16 protein-coding genes are annotated in these 16,885 nt (G+C 69.6%); 4 read left to right on the top strand and 12 right to left on the bottom strand.

The window, feature by feature from the left end; all coding sequences use genetic code 11:
- Positions 1-46: 46 nt before the first annotated feature.
- The 3 genes from IPK71_21335 to mutY are packed head-to-tail and all read right to left on the bottom strand — an operon-like array spanning position 47 to position 3,655.
- Positions 47-1,513: a TolC family protein gene (locus IPK71_21335; protein ID MBK8216283.1), complete on the bottom strand. Its 1,467-nt coding sequence runs from the start codon at positions 1,511-1,513 to the stop codon at positions 47-49.
- A 49-nt stretch (positions 1,514-1,562) separates the two neighbouring features.
- Positions 1,563-2,504 carry a diguanylate cyclase gene (locus IPK71_21330; protein MBK8216282.1) on the bottom strand — a complete coding sequence of 314 codons (942 nt, stop codon included), beginning with the start codon at positions 2,502-2,504 and terminating at the stop codon, positions 1,563-1,565.
- The gene (gene mutY, locus IPK71_21325) at positions 2,501-3,655 is read right to left on the bottom strand and encodes an A/G-specific adenine glycosylase (GenBank protein MBK8216281.1); all 1,155 of its coding nucleotides are present in this window, start codon (positions 3,653-3,655) and stop codon (positions 2,501-2,503) included. The genes IPK71_21330 and mutY overlap by 4 nt, the downstream gene beginning before the upstream one ends.
- Here mutY and IPK71_21320 point away from each other — a divergent pair.
- The gene (locus tag IPK71_21320; GenBank protein MBK8216280.1) at positions 3,654-3,872 is read left to right on the top strand and encodes a hypothetical protein; all 219 of its coding nucleotides are present in this window, start codon (positions 3,654-3,656) and stop codon (positions 3,870-3,872) included. The two genes, mutY and IPK71_21320, sit on opposite strands and share 2 nt — an antisense overlap.
- Positions 3,873-3,909: 37 nt before the next feature.
- On the opposite strand, the gene IPK71_21315 is transcribed toward IPK71_21320, so the two are convergent.
- From IPK71_21315 to IPK71_21275, 9 genes are all read right to left on the bottom strand, one after another.
- Positions 3,910-5,967, bottom strand: coding sequence for a hypothetical protein (locus tag IPK71_21315; GenBank protein ID MBK8216279.1), 2,058 nt, complete (start codon positions 5,965-5,967; stop codon positions 3,910-3,912).
- Positions 5,968-7,506, bottom strand: coding sequence for a serine/threonine protein kinase (locus IPK71_21310; GenBank protein MBK8216278.1), 1,539 nt, complete (start codon positions 7,504-7,506; stop codon positions 5,968-5,970).
- 183 nt (positions 7,507-7,689) lie between these two features.
- Complete coding sequence (locus IPK71_21305) at positions 7,690-8,688, bottom strand: hypothetical protein (GenBank protein MBK8216277.1); 999 nt, start codon at positions 8,686-8,688, stop codon at positions 7,690-7,692.
- A gap of 47 nt (positions 8,689-8,735) precedes the next feature.
- Positions 8,736-10,088 carry a 2-oxo acid dehydrogenase subunit E2 gene (locus IPK71_21300; protein ID MBK8216276.1) on the bottom strand — a complete coding sequence of 451 codons (1,353 nt, stop codon included), beginning with the start codon at positions 10,086-10,088 and terminating at the stop codon, positions 8,736-8,738.
- Positions 10,089-10,101: 13 nt separating this feature from the next.
- Positions 10,102-11,085, bottom strand: coding sequence for an alpha-ketoacid dehydrogenase subunit beta (locus IPK71_21295; protein MBK8216275.1), 984 nt, complete (start codon positions 11,083-11,085; stop codon positions 10,102-10,104).
- A gap of 30 nt (positions 11,086-11,115) precedes the next feature.
- Positions 11,116-12,162 carry a thiamine pyrophosphate-dependent dehydrogenase E1 component subunit alpha gene (locus IPK71_21290; protein ID MBK8216274.1) on the bottom strand — a complete coding sequence of 349 codons (1,047 nt, stop codon included), beginning with the start codon at positions 12,160-12,162 and terminating at the stop codon, positions 11,116-11,118.
- A gap of 147 nt (positions 12,163-12,309) precedes the next feature.
- A complete protein-coding gene (locus IPK71_21285; GenBank protein ID MBK8216273.1) occupies positions 12,310-13,212 on the bottom strand; it encodes a ferritin-like domain-containing protein in 903 nt (300 codons plus the stop codon).
- Positions 13,213-13,258: 46 nt separating this feature from the next.
- A complete protein-coding gene (locus IPK71_21280; protein MBK8216272.1) occupies positions 13,259-14,023 on the bottom strand; it encodes a class I SAM-dependent methyltransferase in 765 nt (254 codons plus the stop codon).
- Complete coding sequence (locus IPK71_21275) at positions 14,020-15,210, bottom strand: glycosyltransferase (GenBank protein ID MBK8216271.1); 1,191 nt, start codon at positions 15,208-15,210, stop codon at positions 14,020-14,022. Before IPK71_21275 ends, IPK71_21280 begins: the two co-directional genes overlap by 4 nt.
- Before the next feature lie 110 nt (positions 15,211-15,320).
- On the opposite strand from IPK71_21275, the gene IPK71_21270 reads away from it, so the two are divergent.
- Genes IPK71_21270 through IPK71_21260 form a run of 3 tightly spaced genes read left to right on the top strand, consistent with a single transcriptional unit; the run spans position 15,321 to position 16,832 of the window.
- Positions 15,321-15,893 carry a hypothetical protein gene (locus tag IPK71_21270; GenBank protein MBK8216270.1) on the top strand — a complete coding sequence of 191 codons (573 nt, stop codon included), beginning with the start codon at positions 15,321-15,323 and terminating at the stop codon, positions 15,891-15,893.
- Positions 15,893-16,348 (top strand): hypothetical protein, encoded by a 456-nt coding sequence (locus IPK71_21265; protein MBK8216269.1) that lies wholly within the window; start codon positions 15,893-15,895, stop codon positions 16,346-16,348. Before IPK71_21270 ends, IPK71_21265 begins: the two co-directional genes overlap by 1 nt.
- Before the next feature lie 58 nt (positions 16,349-16,406).
- On the top strand, positions 16,407-16,832 hold the full coding sequence (locus tag IPK71_21260; GenBank protein ID MBK8216268.1) for a hypothetical protein: 426 nt from the start codon (positions 16,407-16,409) through the stop codon (positions 16,830-16,832).
- Positions 16,833-16,885 lie beyond the last annotated feature (53 nt).

Raw genomic sequence — 16,885 nt, 5'->3', positions numbered from 1 at the left:
CCGTTCGCCCCGCGCGACGAGCGCCCTCGGGCCCGCGTCGCGCCTCTCAGCCGCCGTTCGCGCCCGCGTCCGGAGCGACGCTGTCGAGGCCGGACACCCGGGCGAGCTCGGACAGGGCGAGGTTGTAGTCCATCATCGCTTGCAGGTGAGCGACGCGCGCGCCGATGTAGAAGCGCGTGGGCTCGATGAGGTAGCGCTCGTCCTTCGTGCCGAGATCGATGGCGTCGCGCACGCTCGTGAGCCAGCCCTTCGCGAGGTGCTCGTTGCGTGCCCACGCCTCTTCGCGCACCTTGGCCTCGTTCACGGCACCGTAGGCGGTCTCGACCTCGACGCCGATGCCCCCGAGGGCGAGCCGCTCGTACGCGCGAGCCTCTTCGAGCTGAGATTCGGCTTGAACGAGCCGCGCTTGGTTCGGGAGCACGTCGAGGCTCCAGCGAGCCCCCATGGCCAACCCCCAGCCAAACCGATTGAACGGGTCGAGGATCCATGCCGTATTCTGTTGGGTCGCGTTCGGCCCGATCAGGTACGAGGCGTTGGCCCCGATGTAGACGTCCGGGAAAAAACGCGCCTCCGCGAGCCCCACCTGCGCCCTACGGGCGGCGACCCCGGCGCGCGCGTAGCTCACCTCGGGGCGGAGGACGCGCGCGGCGGCGAGGTAGCGCACGACCGGGCGAAGGGGCACTTCGGGGCGCTTCAAGGGCTCGTCGGGCACGTCGAAGCTCGACTGCACACCGGTGAGGAACCGAAGGGCGGCGAGCGCGACGTCCTCGCCGCGGTGGGCGTCGCCCGTGCGCGCGACGAGCTCGTCCCGGTAGAACTGGAGCCTCAGCCGGTCGACCTCGTCGTAGCCGCCGTCGGATTTCGCGAGGTGATCGTTGATCTTGGTGAGGCCCTTGTCGATGCCCTTCAGGGCCTCGTCCGCCACGTAGAGCGCGTCGCGCGCGAAGAGGAGCGTGAAGTATGCACGCCGCACGTCCATGCGCACTTGCTGCCGAAGCTTCTCCAGATCCCACTCGTTCATGCGGATCTGGGCTTCGGCCGCGTGGATGTACCCCGTGATCTTGCCGAAGGTGTAGAGCGGGACGCCGCCGTTCACGGAGAACTGGAAAAATGGCCCGAACGACGTGTTGAGGTTCGGGTTCAGGAGGATCGAGGGGGTGGCCCCGTAGTAGGGCGTTCCACCCAGCGGGGGGATGACGCCGATCGTCGCGTTCGCGCTCCAGCCCTGGAAAAAGGGCGCCCACTTGGCCTCGTCGAGCTGCGCGTGGACGACCGACAGGCGCGCCCTCGCGGCCCAGAGGTTCGGGTGGTTGCGATCGGCGAGGGCGAGGCACTCGGAGAGCGAGTACCGGCGCACGGCGCGGCGCACCACGATCCCTTCGCCCTCGTCCTTCGGTGGCGTGGAAATCGTGGGCGGCGGCGTGGACGGCGCGTCGGCCGCGAACACACGCCCCTCGACCAGGGCGGCCGAGAGACCTAGGGCGAACGCGACGCGGAGGGCCCAAGAACGCACGGCCCTGCTTTAGCTCAAACCGCGGCGCGAGCGCCACCTCGGCGCGCGGTCACGGGCCTTGCCCGGCCCTGGAGAGCACGACCCCAGCGTGCCGAAACACGGAAACGCGGCCTCCCCCGCCCCGTTTGGCATCCGAGAGCGCGTCGGCCGCCGCGCGCAAAAGCTCGCCCCGCGTTCGCACCTCACGCCCGGGGAAGACGGCGACGCCCATCGACACGGGGACGTCCACGAGCTCTCCGCGTGCGCCCGCGACCTTCCGCGCGGCGAGGTCGTCGAACACGCGCTCGGCGACCGTCATCGCTCCCCCGAAATGGGTCTCCGGGAGCAGCACGAGGAACTCGTCGGGCCCGTAGCGCACGACCACGTCGGCCTCGCGCACACCCGAGCGGAGGCTGCTCGCCACCTCGACGAGCACCGAGTCGCCGAAGGCGCGGCCGCGCTCGACGTTGTGACGGCGCAGGCCATCGACATCGACGAGCAGGCACGAGAGCGGGAGGCGCTGCTCCTCGGCGGCGGCGAACACGCGCGGGAACGTCTCGCGGAGGTACCGATAGCCGAAGAGCCCCGTGAGCGGGCACGTCGCCGACTCGCGGTCGAGCTCGCGCCTCGCCTCTCGGTAGTGATCGTGCGCCCGCTTCAAACGCAGCATCGCGTCGACGTGGCCGAAGAGCTCCACCTCCTCGAAGGGCTCGTCGAGGCAGGCGTCGGCCCCCGCGAGCACGCCCTCGATGCGGCCCTCCGGATCGGTGACGGCGACCGTGAGCACCACCGGCACGAACACCTCGCTCCCGAGCCCCTTGATGGTGCGGCACAGGCGCGGCGCATCGGCGACGACCAGGTCGACTCCACCGAGCTCGACGCGGGACACGAGGGCGCTGGTGTCGGCGTAGGCCTCGACCGCGTGCCCCGCCGCCTCGAGAGCGCGAACGAGCGCGCGTCGGGTCGCCGCGTCACCGTCCGACACCGCGATGCGAGCCGGCGTGCCGTTCACGCGATCCCCGCGGCTTCGAGGATCTTGAGGGCGAGCCGGCTCATCCCTCGGGAGAACGAGCGCTCGTCGTGCGGGCGCACCCCGAAGCGCGTGTAGTCTCCCGCCGGCGTCGATCCGGCGACGAGCGCCGCGCGAGTACGTGCAAAATACACTTTGACGTCCATCTTCCTGTGCGAGAGCACGTGCACCACGTTGGCCCGATACGATAGCGAAAGGTCCGGCGCCCGCGGGCCGAGGTAGGCACGAAACGCCACGCTGGCCTCGCCCGGCTCGAGGTGGCCCATGACCCGTGGGGGCTCCCACAGGCCGCCGAAGCGCCCCTCGCTTCGCCGCTCCCCGAGGAGCACGCCCCCAGGGCCGACGAGCACGAGCGCGGTGGATGGCTCGTCCTTGGGCGGGGCCTTTTTCCCGACGACCGGCAGCTCGCCGACACGCTCTTCGGCGAACGCTCGGCACGACGGACGAACCGGGCACGCCTCGCACGCGGGGCTCTTCGGGGTGCACACCGTCGCGCCGAGCTCCATGAGCGCCTGGTTCCAGGCCCCGGGATCCTCGCGGCGAAGCTCGCGTTCGGCGACCGCCCACACCGCCTTCATGCCCCGCGTGCTCTTCACGTCGTCCTCGAGGCCGAAAATCCGCGCGAGCACACGCGCCACGTTCCCGTCGACGAGGGGTGCTGCCTCGCCGAAGGCGATGCTCGCGATCGCGCCGGCGGTGTACGGACCGACGCCGGGCACCGTCAGCCACTCGTCGCGCCCGCGTGGGAGCGCGGAGAGGCGCGACACGTGCCGCGCGCCTGCGTGAAGGAACCGCGCACGACGGTAGTAGCCGAGCCCGCTCCACGCCGAGAGCACGGCGCCCTCGTCGGCCTCGGCGAGCGCGTGCACCGTAGGAAAACGCTCGAGGAACCGCGCGTAGTACGGCATGACCGTGTCGACGCGGGTCTGCTGGAGCATGACCTCACTGACCCAAATAGCGTAAGGATCTCGGGTACTTCTCCACGGCAGTTCGCGCCTCTCCCGCGCGTACCATGCGAGCAGGCGAGGGCCGAGATCCGATTCGCCTTGCGCGCGGCCGGGCGCGTGCGCAGCTTCGGTGCGTCGTCGCGCGGAGCCCCCGCGCGGGGCATCTTTTCGAGGAGGTTTGGCCATGGCGTCGCGTAGCTCCCGCTCGAATCCCGGTGTTGCGGCCGTCCTCTCGTTCGTCATTCCGGGCGTTGGGCAGTTCTACAACGGCGCGTTCCTCCGGGGCATCTTTTGGCTGCTCGTCACCCCCGGGCTCTGGATCGGCTCCGGCGGCACGCTCGGCTGGATTTGCCATATCGTCGCGGCCTTCACGGCCTACCGGTACGCCTCGAAGCGAGCCTGAGCGGTCGCGCTCGTCGACGGCGGTCGGCGCGGGCCCGTCAGCGCGCGGCCGTGGCGGTGTACGTGAGCGTGAACGGCCCTTGGTTTCCCGTTTGGTGCCCGTCCACGTGCACGAAGTACGTGCCTGCTTCGAGGGTCGTCTCGAGCTTCGCGTGGTGCTCGTCGTTCGCGTCGTTGTTGCAGCCGACCTCGCTGCCCCGCGGGCCCGTCACGGCATCGAGGCACGTGCGGCGGATGGCGAGCACCCCGTCCCACGTCGGCGTGGCGAGCTCGAGCTTCACGCGGGAGCGCGTGGCGAGCACGATCTTGTACATGCGGTCCGGGCTCCCTTGCCCTTGCACGGGACCGGCGCACGAGATGGTGAACCTGTCGCCGGCGCCGACCGTCGTGCCCGTGGTGGTGACGTTCGGGCGGAGCTCGGGCGGGTTTTTGCAGGCGGCCTCTTGCGGCCCTACCTCTCCGCTCCGCACCTCGAGCTTGAACCGGCCGAAGGAGGACGCGGTCTTGGCGTCCACGAGGAGGTAGTAGGTCCCGGGCACGATCACCTCGTCCACCGTCGTGCCGCAGGCGAGCTGCGCCGTAGCCTCGCCGCAGCCCCGCGCCAGGGCCAGGACGTGGCTCCCCTCGTCTCCCACGAGTCGCGCCCGGAACCGCGAGCGCTTCGCGACCTCGACCCGATAGACCACGTCCGGGCCACCCGGGGCACCGCACTTGGCCACCACGTCGTCGCGCGCAGGGAACGTGTCTCCCTCGACCACGGCGCTCTGGATACTGGAGATCGGCACGGCGTCCGAGCACGACTCGCCCGACGTACCGAGCCCCTGCTCCGGCGCCGTCTCGGCCTTGAGGGTGAACCTGCCCGCGTGCTCGCTCGAGGTCGAGTCGGCGAAGACGGCGTACGAGCCCGCTTCGAGCAGGCCCGTGTAGGCGGCCTCCTCGTCGGCCACGGCGTCCGAGGAGCAGCCGACCTCCGTGGCCTCTTCGGCGCAGCGCTGCCTCACGTGCACGACCGGCGCGAAGTCCCCGTGCTCCACCACACGCACCCTGGATTTTGATGGAATATCGAGACGATAGACCATGTCGGCGCCCTTGGCGTCGTCGCCGCATTTGGCGTGGGCGTGATCGAAGGAGGCGGTCGTCGAGCCCGTCACTTGCGCGCCGGGGACGAGCGGCAGGGCGCGTCGGCACGCCTCGGCGAGCGTCGGCACCTCACGTGCGGAGACCGTGATCTTGAAGGCCCCCTCGGCGTCCTCGTAGCCGTCGACGAACACGTAGTAGGTGCCGGGATCGAGCACCTCGTCGACCTTCGACGGGCGCGTCGGCGACGAGCGAGGAGAGGCGCGACCCTGGACGTCGTCGTTGCATGCGACCTCCGAGCCGGGATCGGTGCAGTCTTTCCGCAGGTAGAGCACGGCGTCGAAGCGCGGCTCGACCTCGATCGCGACACGCTGGCGAACGGGGACGTCGAGCCGGTAAACGACCTCTTTGGCCGAGGACGTCCCGCAGGAGCCTTCGTAGAGCGCCTCGCCGTGTGCCGTCGAGCCCTGCGTGACCCCCGGGCCGAGCGGCGATGGGGCATCACAAGAGCCTCCCTGAGTGCTCGCGGCGACGTTCGACGACGACGCGGACGAGGCCTTCGGTCGAAGGTCGCCGCCCGACCAGGTCGCGGCCAGGAAGGCCCCGGATCCCTTCGCCATCTTCACGGAAACATTGTATTTTCCGGCCTCGTCGACGCACACGCGCACCGCGGCCTCCGCGTCCCGGGTCGTGTCTTTCGCGAGGAGCTTCCCTCCACCATCCTTGAGCTCGAGATCGATGTCGTCGACCCCCGTGCCGCCCATCGTGACCAGGGTCGTGCACCCGATCGGGAGGTCGACCTCGAGCTTCGCGGCGCGCCCCTCTGCGAGGGAGCCTCGCTGGATCGGTCCGGTCTGGACCATGCCCATCGCGGCGAGCGTGTTGTGGACGGCGGCGTACCGCGCCAAGGGATCCGTGGTCGTCGACGCGACGCAAGCGACGAGCGTCGTGAGGACACCGAGCGCGGCCACGCCGAGCGGAGAACGGCGAGCGCGAGGCTCCGGGGGCGACGTCGTCATTCAGCGGTACGGGTTATTGGAGATGTCGTCGGGGACCTGGCCGGGCGTGGGGTGCGCCTGAGGCTTGGTCTTGTCCTGGGGGGGGCGTTTGGTCGACTGCCACTTCGCCCACGGAGGCGCAGACGCGCTCGGCGCGGGAACGGACGACGCCGACCCACTCGGGACGGCGCTCGGCGCGGCGCTCGGGGCGACGACGGGAGCGCTCACGGCGGACGGGGCGGCGGACGGGGCCGCGTTCGTGTTCGACTCGAGCGACTTCCCTGCCGGCGATGCGCCTCCGCCGAAGCGTAGGACGAGCGCGACGACCGCGCCTCCGACGAGGCCTGCGACGAGCATGGAGGGCCACACCGGCCGCCGGCGGCGAGGTGCGTCGGGCTCGGTGATGCCCGAGAGGCTCGCCGCCGACACCGAGGTCGGGGCAGCGATGACTCCCGCTTGCGCAGCGGTGATGAGAGGGAGCGAGGTCGAGCTCGCCGCGGCGTGAGGGACCGAGATCGCGGGACCTACGGCCGAGGGGGACGAGCCCGACTCGTCGGCGCGACGGCCCTCGATGCGGGTGACGACGGAGTCGCTCGGCTTGCGGGTGACGCTCGACTTGCTCGGCTCGCTCTGCGCGAGCCAGGTGCGCACCGCGGCGCGTTGCTCGGTGAGCTCGCCGCCCATCAGGGCATCGAGGCATGCCGCGACGTCCTTCGGGGTGCCGACGGCACGGACCGGGCGGGCCGCCTTCTCGAGGTCGTTCGCGAATTCGGCGGCGGTGGCGTAGCGCTTCTCCGGATCGCGATCGAGCGCCTTCGCGACCACGGCCTCGATGCCGGCGGGGAGCGTCGGTACGAGCGTGCGGAGCTTCGGGATGGGCTCGGACAGCACGCGCGAGAGGGTGTCGGCCTCCCCCTCTCCCTTGAAGAGCCGCTTCATCGCGAGCGCTTCCCAGAGCACGATCCCGAGCGCGAAGAGGTCCGCTCGCCGATCGACGGCCTGACCACGCGCCTGCTCCGGGGCCATGTACGCGAGCTTTCCCTTGAGTTGCCCCGTGCGGGTCGTCGTCAGCCGGGCGGCGGCGCGCGCGACGCCGAAGTCGGTGATCCGGGTGGTTCCGTCGATCCCGACGAGGATGTTCTGTGGGGACACGTCGCGGTGCACGACGCCGAGCGGCTGGTCGTGATCGTCTTTGAGGTCGTGGGCGGCGTCGAGGCCGGCGAGCGTGTCGAGGGCGATGCGCACGGTCACGTCGACCGGGAGCTTCGCCTGCGCCTGCGCCGAGCGCGCCAGGAGACGCGCGAGCGTATCGCCCTCGATGTACTCCATGACGAGGTAGTAGCCCCGCTTGCTCTCGCCGACCTCTAGGATCGAGACCACGTTCGGGTGGTGGATTCGCGCGGCGAGGCGCGCCTCGTCGAGGAACATGTCGACGAACTCGGGCTCGCGCTGGAGGTGCGGGTGGAGCCGCTTGATCGCATAGAGACGCTGGAACCCGGCGACCGACGAGAGGCGCGCGAGGTACACGGTGGCCATGCCTCCGCTCGCGAGCTCGGCCACGAGCTCGAAGCGATCGAGACGCTCACCTTCTCCGTCGCTGGCAAGAAGCTTGGTCAGAGGCCCTCCGGGGGTCGGCGGCCGACCCTCACCTCGCAAGTAAACCACAAAATCGGCCCTCTCGCCGACCCCGGCGGCGGCACGCGCCCGAGAGACGCAAACGTTATGACTTAAAATATGTCACAACTAGAACGTCGCCCGCAAGCGCGGTCCGTCGATGCGGAGGCGAAGGCCCCCGGTTTTCGCCGGCGGGGCGCTCGATCCGCCCCAATCGGTGAGGAAGAGCCCCACGACCGTCGTCACGACCACGAGGCCTCCGGTGAGGCCGAGGCCGATGTTGGTACGGAGCTCACCCGCGAGGCCGCTCTTGTAGAGCTCGCAGGCCTCGCCCTGACCGACACATCCCTCCCGAACGGCGTCTTTTCCTGGCGAAGCGAGGGTATCGGCCCCCGAGATCGCCGTGGCCGCCCCCGCCGCGAGCGTGAGGCCGACCCCCACGAAGAAGACCGCCGGCGGCAGCCCGGTCGAGGCGCGCGGAGGAGCCTCCCGTGGCGGGACGGGCGACGGCGCGGGACCGGCCTGAGGAGGAGGAGGCGACGTCTCGCGCGGGGCGTCGACCGCGAGATCGTCCTCGGCGCCGGCGCGGGCGTCGAAGGCGCGAAGGACCGATTTTCCCCGCGAGAAACCGAACGAGAGCTCGTGTTTCCCCGGGTCGAGGTAGAGGACCGCCGTCGTGCCCTCCTCGAGCGTCCCGATGCGCCCGTCGACCCCGACGCTGCACGGCAACGAGCACGTGATCCGCACCTCGTGGAGCTTCGGACCGGCCTCGCGGAGCACGTCGTCGGCGAGGTCGCGGGTCTGGGCATCGGCCGCGTAGCGGCGCTTCGCGACGGCGGCGAGCGTGGCCGCTCGAGCGAGCTGCTTCGCCTGCTGGCGCGAACGAATGGCGTTGCGAAGCACCTGCGCGCGCGGGGCGTCACGAAACGCGTTCTCGAAGTGGAGCGCGGCGCTCTCGAACTGCTCGGCGAGGTACGCCCTCCGGCCGGCGTCGTACTCCTCCTCGGCCGCCTTCAAGCGATCGGGAGAGAGGGCCGGCTCATCGGCGCGAGCGAGGCCCCCGAAGGCGCCCGACGAGAGGGCGAGCCCACAGACGAAGAGGCCACGGACGACGGCTCTCGCGCGCATGCCACGAGAGTAGCCGGAAGCCGGGGCCTTTCGTCAATTCGCTCGTCTCAGGCCATCTCGAGGAAGAGGCGGTCCGGGTTCTCGAGGTACCCGATGATGTCGTACGCGAAGGCGGCCCCGACGTGACCGTCGACGATGCGATGGTCGAACGAGAGCGAGAGCAACATGACGCTCCCGACGACGATCTGACCGTCGCGCACCACCGGCTTCTCTTTCATCTGGTGGATGCCGAGGATGCCCACCTCGGGGAAGTTGATGATCGGGGTCGCAAAGAGGCCCCCCTGCGCGCCGAGCGAGGTGATCGTGAACGTCGAGCCTTGGAGGTCCTCGGGCTTGGACTTCCCGGCCTTCGCGTCCTTCCCTAGCCTGTCGATTTCTTTGGCAATTTCGAGTATGCTCTTGCGGTCGGCGTTCTTCACGACCGGCACCATGAGCCCCGCGTCCGTCGAGGCGGCGATGCCGATGTTGTAGACCTTGCGGTAGACGAGCTCGTTCGTGGACTCGTCGAGCGCCGAGTTCAAGACGGGGTGCTTCTTGAGGGCGGCCACGACGGCCTTCACGAAGAACGGCAGGAACGTGAGCTTGACCGAGGCCTTCTCGGCATCTCCGCGCAGGCGCTCACGGAGCTTCTTGAGCTCGCCCGCGTCGCACTCCTCGACGAACGTGAAGTGCGCCGCGGTGTGCTTCGACTGCGCCATCTTCGTCGCGATTTTGCGTCGCATACCGGCGAACGGCACGCGCTCTTCGGTCGCCGAGCCAGCGTCACCGAGGGGCGCGATCTTCACCGCGTCGCGGGCCATCGAAGGCGCGGCCGCTGACACGGGGCGAGCTTCTTCGCGCACGGCCTTCTCGGTCGGCGGAGGGGCGCCGCGCTTCGCGAAGGCCTCGACGTCGGCCTTGGTCACGCGGCCCTGAGGCCCCGTGGGGGGAACGTGGCTGAGCTCGATCGACAGCTCGCGCGCGGCTCTGCGGGTGGCGGGTGTCGCGAGCGGCTTCGCGTTGAAGTACGCCCCCGCCGGCGCGAGGGTCTTCGCGACAGGGCCGCCCATGCCCGGGAGAGACTCGCGAATGTCGCCCACGGCGGTCGCGGCCGGGCCTTCGTCTTTCGCGTGGGCGACCCCGTTCGTCGGGGCCTCCGCGGTCGCGCCTCCGTTGGCACCGTCGAGGTCGAACACGACGAGCACCGAGTGCACTTGCACCACCGTGCCGATCGAGCCGTGGGTCTCGAGGATCTTTCCCGCCTTCGGCGACGTGATGGTGACCGTCGCCTTGTCGGTCATGACCTCGACCATCGGGGCGTCTTCTTTGAGGACGTCACCCGGCTTGCAGAGCCAGGCCACGATCTCGCCCTCGGTCACACCCTCGCCGATATCCGGAAGCTTGAATTCCCAGCGCGCCATTGTCAGAGCCTCTTCAGTAGTTCGCCGTCGCCACGACCGCCGGAAGGATGCGGTGCGCGAGCGGGAGGTAGTCCATTTCGAGCGTGTACGGAAAGGGCGTGTCGAAGCCCGTCACACGGCACGGCGGCGCTTCGAGGTGGAGGAAGGCCTTCTCGTTCACGAGCGCGACGAGCTCGGCGCCGAAGCCGCACGTCTTCGGGGCCTCGTGGACGACGACCACCCGGCCCGTCTTCTTGACGCTCTCGACGACGGTGTCGATGTCGACCGGCCAGAGGGTTCGGAGGTCGATGATTTCGCACGAAACGCCTTGTTTTTCGGCCTCTTCGGCCGCGGCGATGGCCTCGTAGAGCATGGCCCCCCAGGCGACGATCGTCACGGCCTTCGGGCCTCGGGCCTCGCGGACCACCGCGGCCTTCGACAGCGGGACGGTGTAATCCCCCTCCGGCACCTCGCCCTTGGCCGCGCGGTAGACGCGCTTCGGCTCGAAGAAGAGCACGGGATCGGGATCGCGGAGCGAGGCGAGCAAAAGGCCCTTCGCGTCGTACGGGTTCGAGGGGCACACGACCTTGAGACCCGCGACGTGGATGAAGAGGGCCTCGGGCGACTGCGAGTGGTAGAGGCCACCGCGAATGCCACCGCCGACCGGCGTTCGGATGACCATCTTGGCGGGATACTCGCCGCCGGAGCGGTACCGCAACTTCGCGAGCTCACTCACGATTTGGTCGTACCCGGGGAAGATGAAGTCGGCGAACTGGATCTCGGGGACGGGCAAGAGGCCGTAGAGGGCCATGCCGATCGCCGTCCCGAGGATGCCGCCCTCGGAGAGCGGAGTGTCGATCACCCGTCCCTCGCCGAACTCTTCGTGGAGGCCTTGGGTGACACGAAAGACTCCGCCGACCTTGCCGACGTCTTCCCCCATCACGACCACGCGGTCGTCGGCGCGCATGGCGAGCCGGAGGGCGTCGTTGATGGCGGACACGAGGTTCATCTGAGGCATCGAGCGTTCCGTTCAGCGAAGGGCTTCGAGCTAAGCCCGAAGGTGAGAGGGGACGTGGGCGAAGACGTCTTCGACGAGAGACGCGAGCGGAGGCGGCCCGGCGCGCTTGGCGTCGTCCACGGCAGCGCGCACCTCGGCGTCGATCGCGCGCTCGGCGGAGGCCCGCAGCTCGGCTACGTTCGCGCCGAGATGCGCGAGGTGCCGCTCGAGGAGCGCCACGGGGCACGAGGTCTCGGAGAGCGTGATGATCCCATCCTCCGTGGCCTCGGGGGACGCGGTCACCACCTCGACGAGGGTCGCCCCCTCGCCGCGCCGCGCACGGGCGATCGCGGCGGAGACTTCGCGGACGACGCAGAGCACGTCGTTTCCGTCCACGCGGACGGACGGGAGGCCGTAGGCCTCGGCCTTCTCGGCGACGGTCGCGGTGGCCGAGAGCCCGCGGAGCCCCTCGACGACGACGACGAAGACCACGTTGGCCTTGGAGACCCCGGCGAAGTTGAGCGCGTTGTGGAAGTCGCCCGTGACGAAGGCCCCGCCGGAGACCATCCCGAGCGCGACCTTCGTGTCGCCTCGCATGCGCGCGGCCCACCCGAAGCCCGTCGCGTGAGGGAGCTGCGCGCCCGCGATCCCGCTCACGGACACGACCCCGTGCGCCCGCCCCGACACTTGGGTCGGCGGAGATTTGCCCTTCGTGACCGACGCGGACGTCCCCATCGCTTGATGCACGAGCGACGCCACGGGCACCCCTCGCGTCGCGGACGCCATGAGCTCGCGCGGGGACGGAAAGAGCGCGTCGCCTTCCTCCATCGCGAAGGCCGCGCCCACGATGCCCCCCTCACGGCCGATGGCGCTCGCGTGGAACGGAATGTCCCCTTTTCGCTGGAGGTCGACGAAGCGGAGATCCAGCGCGCGAGCACGGACGAGGGCGGTGTAGAGCGCCTGCGTGCCCGCGAGGTCGAGCGGGGAGGTGCACGAGGGGGCCAGGGTGCCGTCGTCGGCGAGGACACGTGCGGCGGGCCCGCCACCGAGGGCCGAGCCCCCTTCCCCGCCAACGTCGCCGGAGGTAGCCGGTTGCATGGCGGCGCACCTTACCCTATGGCCTCGCGCCTTCACCTCAAAATCCGAGGGGATCGCGAGACCTCCCGCACGACGCGCCGTGCCGTGCGTCAGCCGCGTGCTCCGGGGGCGCGAGGTGCCGCTGAATTTCGATTTTTGGACGGCCCTTCAGAGCGCCGTCACGGCGACACGCTCACGGTCGACGGCGGCCTCGGCGGCCTCGATGCTGACCACCGATGGGCTCGGGTCGCGGAGGAGCCCGCCCTTCGTGAGACCGAGGGACCAGAGGAGCGGCGACGGCGGAGAGAACCGGAGGTCGGCCTCGTGGAGGAAGAGGCGGCCGAGGTGCTCGCCGTACGCGCGCGCGAGCACCGGGAACGGGATGTTGTCGAACGCGAACGCGCGGCGACGGCTCGCGTAGGCCGAGGCGAGGAGCGCCCCGAAGAGGACGTCGTAGAGCGCCTGCTGGCGCAAAGGGTGGCTACCGAGCCCGAGCTTCTGGCACTCGCGGAGGAAATGAACGTTGAGCGGGACGTGGAACGATTCGTCACGCGTCAGAATCGTGAGCGCGTGCCGGAGCGTCGCGAACGACGCGTCGGTCCTCACGTGACGGAGCGCGAGGCGGTAGGTCGTCGACCCGATCGTCTCGAACATGAGGTTCGTGAGCACGATCGTGTCGACCCGCTTGGCGCGCGCGTAGAGCTTGTAGAACGTGCGCGTCGTGGGACCCATGGGGCGGATCTCCCCTCCGATGCGCTCGATGAGCTCCGTGAGCAGCTCGCGGTGCCAGCCCTCTTCGTCGCCGTAGAGGCGCAGGCACTCGCCCAGGTCGGGGTCGAGCTTGCCGATCTCGTCGGCGAGGGTATGGGCCTGCGTGAGGCCCGACTCTTCGGCCCGGAAGGCCGCGTTGAAGAACGCGATGCACGCGGCCCGCTCGGCTTCGTCGCGGAACTCGATCTTCTGCGAATAGTCGAGCTTTTCCTCGTACATACGCTCACGACGCTTGCGAAGCATCGAGAGCCACCAGGCCGTATCGCGGCGCCCTGCTCGGTTTTCCACGTTCCCCTTCATAACAAACGGCCTCACGGGCGCAAAGCGAGCCCGCACGGACGTGACGTCAAGGCGCGCGGCGGGTCGCCACGAGCAACACGTTGGAGAACGGGGTGCTCCCCCAGCACGGGACGACGCTCGCGTCGAACCCGAGCCGCTCGAGGCGGGGCACGAGCTCGCGCTCGACGTCCCGAAAGAGCACGCGCTCCCCGACGTTCACCCGTGCCCACGTCCCGACGCCCTCTTGGATCCGTGTCGTGAGCGACCGGAGGCCTCGACCACGATCCGCCTCGCGCACGACGATGCGCCCCCCGGGGTTGACGAGCCCGGCCGCGCGATCGAGGAGCGCATCTTGGACCTCGCGGGAGAAGTAGTGCAGGACGTCGACGAGCAGGACGGTGTCGAACGGCCCACCCGCGGCTTCGCGGACGTCCCCCGTCTCGAACGTCGCGCGGAGACCTTCGGCCGCCCGTGACGCGAACGCGACCTTGGCTCCGTCCCAATCGACCCCGTGCACACGCTCGGCCACCTCGGCCTCGAGCAAGAGCAGCGCGAGCTGCCCCCGTCCGCACCCGAGATCCAGGACGCTCCCGAGCGCGCCCAAGCCGGCGATGGCGGCGGTCGCGGGATCGCCTTGGAGCTTGCCCCGCGCGAAGTAGTAGTCGCCCTTCTTCTCCGCGGCGCGCTCGAACCTCCGGGCCGTCCTGTCGATCGCGTGCTCGAGCGGGGAAGACGGGGCCCTCCCGAAGGACCGGGCGATCGTGACGAGCCACACGACACCGAAGAGCGCGAAGACGCCCGTGACGAGGGCCCAAGGACCGAGCGACGTCACTTCCGCATCTTCTGCTCTCGGACGCGGAGGACGTGATCACCGAGCTCGGCGACCTTCACCTCCCAGGTCTCCTTCTTCATCTCGTCCGACCGAGCGCGTCGCGCCTCCGGTGAGTCTTCGCGGAGGGCCCTCTCGCAATGGGCGAAGAGCTCCTCGTGGGTGCGCCCGACGAGCACGGCCCCCTTCATTTCACCATGGGCGGCGTCGGCGTAGAGCGTGACCTCGGGGATGTCGGTCGAGACGACCGCGAGGCCTGCCGAGAGGTACTCGCGAAGCTTGATCGGGTTCACGTTCCGCGTGAGCTCGTTCTGGACGAACGGGATGAGCGACACGTCGAAGCCCTTGCAGAACGACGGGAGAGACTCGTAAGGCTTTCGCCCCAATAGATGGATATTCTTATACTTTTCGAGCCTCGAGAGGTCGACCAGGCTCTTCCCGACGACGACGATGGAGGCGTCTTTACGGCGCTCGGCGAGGTACGCGAAGAACTCGACGTCGACCCAGTCTTGGACGAGCCCGATGAAGCCGAAGATCGGCTTCGGCAGGTTGCGGATCTCCTCCGCGATCTCGGTGCGGGGGTCGAGGGCCTTCGCGAAGTGGGCGTGATCGACGCCGTGCGAGGCGAGGAACGTGTTGGGGTTGTACGCGCCCTTCCGCTCGAGGAGCGTTCGGGCCGTGCAGAACACGAGATCGACGCGCTCGCAGAGGGCGCGCTCCATGGCCACGATCTTGTCCTTGTCGACGTAGGAGAAGTGCGACCACTCGTCGGTGCAGTAGTAGACCGAGAGGCTCTCCCCGAGCTTGCCGACGTACTTCTCGGCGGTCGGCAAGAAGCTCCAGAGCTGGAAATCCCGCATGCCACGCCTCGAGCGCAAGAAGCGGAGGCTCTCGCGCAGGACGTGCTCGTTCACCTTCTGGGCGAGCTGGCTATGGGGAAAAGGCAGCACGATCGGCGTGTAGACGTCGAGCCCACCTTCGATGTGCTTCGGGCCCTTCGCGAAGCTCTTCAGCTTGGTGACGATCTTGCCCATGTCGCGGCCGCTCGTGAGCTTCGGCGTCCGCGTCGCGATCGAGTTCAGCCACAAGACCTTGTTGTCGCGGCCGAGGAGCTTCATCACATGGTTGTTGCTCGTCGGGTCCTCGCTCCAGTCCTTCGCGAAACAGACGATATTTTCCCCGCGCATCATGGCCCGACTATCGCCCAAAGGCGCGGCGGGCGCGACGGAAATGACGCGGGCCCCTCTCCCGCGACGTGTCCCGCTTGCTCGGCCGTCGCGGGATCCGATATCGGTGAGCGGTGAGCCATCGAACCCGCCAAGGTCTCGCGACGTCCACCCTCGCGCTCGCCATCGCGCTCGCCGCGTGCGAGCCGCAAGGCACGAGGGGGCCCGCAGGCACCACCGTCGACGCCAAGCGCCCGGCGCAAATTACGGCGTTTTCGCTGTCCCCGGAGTCTCTCCACGTCGACAAGGTCGGCATGCGCGGCGGCGCGCTCCGCCCCGATGGCTCCCTCGATCTCGTGTTCACGGCCACCGTGGTCGGGCCCGCGAAGGCGCTCTATCTCTCGGTCGCGAACGAAAAGTGCGACCCGGTCGGCGGTTTTCGGGCGACCACCTCGGTCGGTAACGAGCCTGCCCCCGCCGAGCTCGGAGGCGCTCTCGAGCTCGGGAGGATGAGCGGGGGCATCGGCGTCGAGGAGCAGGGGAAATTCGTCAACGCGGACAACGGAGCGGTCTTCCTGTCCCCGGGCCCCCACGCGGTGAAGCTCTACGCGCCGAACCTCGGCACCCTGCGCGAGGGCTCGGTGGTGTGTGCCTACGCGATCGGCACCGACGGCTCGGTCGCCCGCAGCGCGCCCTTCCGGTACTGATGCGGACCCTGTTTTTGCGGCCCGGGGCCCACGCCGAAGCGCCCTCTCTCGGCCTCTCCGGCCCCGGCAGGACGGCCGTTCGCGGGACGACGTACCGAGCGAAGCGCGAGCTCTCGCCGTTCGAGCTCGCGGCGGTCGTCTGCGCGAACGATCCTCCGTCGATTCAAGCGGCCGAGCTCGCCGCGGGGGTGCTCGATTTCCTCGGCCCGGTGGTGGTGCTCGCCGAGATCGGTCCGACGACGCCACCCGAGGTCCTGCTCGGCAAGGTCCTCCCGTTGGGCGAGGTCGTGCTCGTCGTAGCGGACGAGCCTGGGCTCTCGCGCATCGCCGCGGCCCTCGCAGGGCGGCCCTCGTTCCCGACGCTCACGCCGGGCGAGCTGGCCGTGCTCGACGAGAGGCGCCCCTCGTGCACGTTCCGAGAGGGAGCGTCGATGGCGCCGCTCCTCCTCGCCTGAGCCCGCCGAGAAGTTCACGGTTTCTTTCCGCGGGCCTCTTCCATAGACTCGCTCCACGATGACCGTACGCGGATGGAACGACAACTGGCAGCCCATCTTCGACGCGCTCGGGCGCTTGCGGCGCTCTTGGCCCACCCGAGGGTGGACCTGGGACTCGCGGCTCGTGTGCTTGACCTCTTCCTTCACGGTCGAGCAGGAGGTGCAAGCCAAGGCCGCCGTCGCCGAGGCGATGCCTGCACAATACACGCATGCGAGCATCACTCGGGCACCCCAGCCCCTTCAGGACGTCGTCGAGCGGTCCGGAGGCATTCGTGCGAACCAAATCGCGCTGTCGATCGGGCCCTCGGCGGGGCTCCTCGTGTTCGGGCTCTGGTGGCCCTGGGGAGACGGTGAGACCATCTCGTTCCGCCTCGGTCTCGCCGACGTCGACGCGGCAAAGGAGCCGAACCAGCGCTTCCGCGACCTCTTCGGCGTCTCGTTCTAGGACGTAGGACACCAAGCTCGTCCGGGGTGGCGCGATTTCGGGTTTCCGCGCCC

This window comes from Myxococcales bacterium (assembly GCA_016712525.1).
Taxonomy (GTDB): domain Bacteria; phylum Myxococcota_A; class Polyangia; order Polyangiales; family Polyangiaceae; genus JAAFHV01.
Note: the sequence above shows the minus strand (reverse complement) of the source record. Positions and strands in the feature narration are given on the sequence as shown.

Excerpts from the sequence above, each read along its gene's own strand:
- IPK71_21275 (MBK8216271.1), bottom strand. The coding sequence starts at position 15,210 with ATGATGCGCGGGGAAAATATCGTCTGTTTCGCGAAGGACTGGAGCGAG.
- IPK71_21295 (MBK8216275.1), bottom strand. The coding sequence starts at position 11,085 with ATGCCTCAGATGAACCTCGTGTCCGCCATCAACGACGCCCTCCGGCTC.
- IPK71_21285 (MBK8216273.1), bottom strand. The coding sequence starts at position 13,212 with ATGAAGGGGAACGTGGAAAACCGAGCAGGGCGCCGCGATACGGCCTGG.
- IPK71_21300 (MBK8216276.1), bottom strand. The coding sequence starts at position 10,088 with ATGGCGCGCTGGGAATTCAAGCTTCCGGATATCGGCGAGGGTGTGACC.
- IPK71_21260 (MBK8216268.1), top strand. The coding sequence starts at position 16,407 with ATGACCGTACGCGGATGGAACGACAACTGGCAGCCCATCTTCGACGCG.
- IPK71_21320 (MBK8216280.1), top strand. The coding sequence starts at position 3,654 with ATGGCGTCGCGTAGCTCCCGCTCGAATCCCGGTGTTGCGGCCGTCCTC.
- mutY (MBK8216281.1), bottom strand. The coding sequence starts at position 3,655 with ATGGCCAAACCTCCTCGAAAAGATGCCCCGCGCGGGGGCTCCGCGCGA.
- IPK71_21290 (MBK8216274.1), bottom strand. The coding sequence starts at position 12,162 with ATGCAACCGGCTACCTCCGGCGACGTTGGCGGGGAAGGGGGCTCGGCC.
- IPK71_21265 (MBK8216269.1), top strand. The coding sequence starts at position 15,893 with ATGCGGACCCTGTTTTTGCGGCCCGGGGCCCACGCCGAAGCGCCCTCT.
- IPK71_21315 (MBK8216279.1), bottom strand. The coding sequence starts at position 5,967 with ATGACGACGTCGCCCCCGGAGCCTCGCGCTCGCCGTTCTCCGCTCGGC.
- IPK71_21305 (MBK8216277.1), bottom strand. The coding sequence starts at position 8,688 with ATGCGCGCGAGAGCCGTCGTCCGTGGCCTCTTCGTCTGTGGGCTCGCC.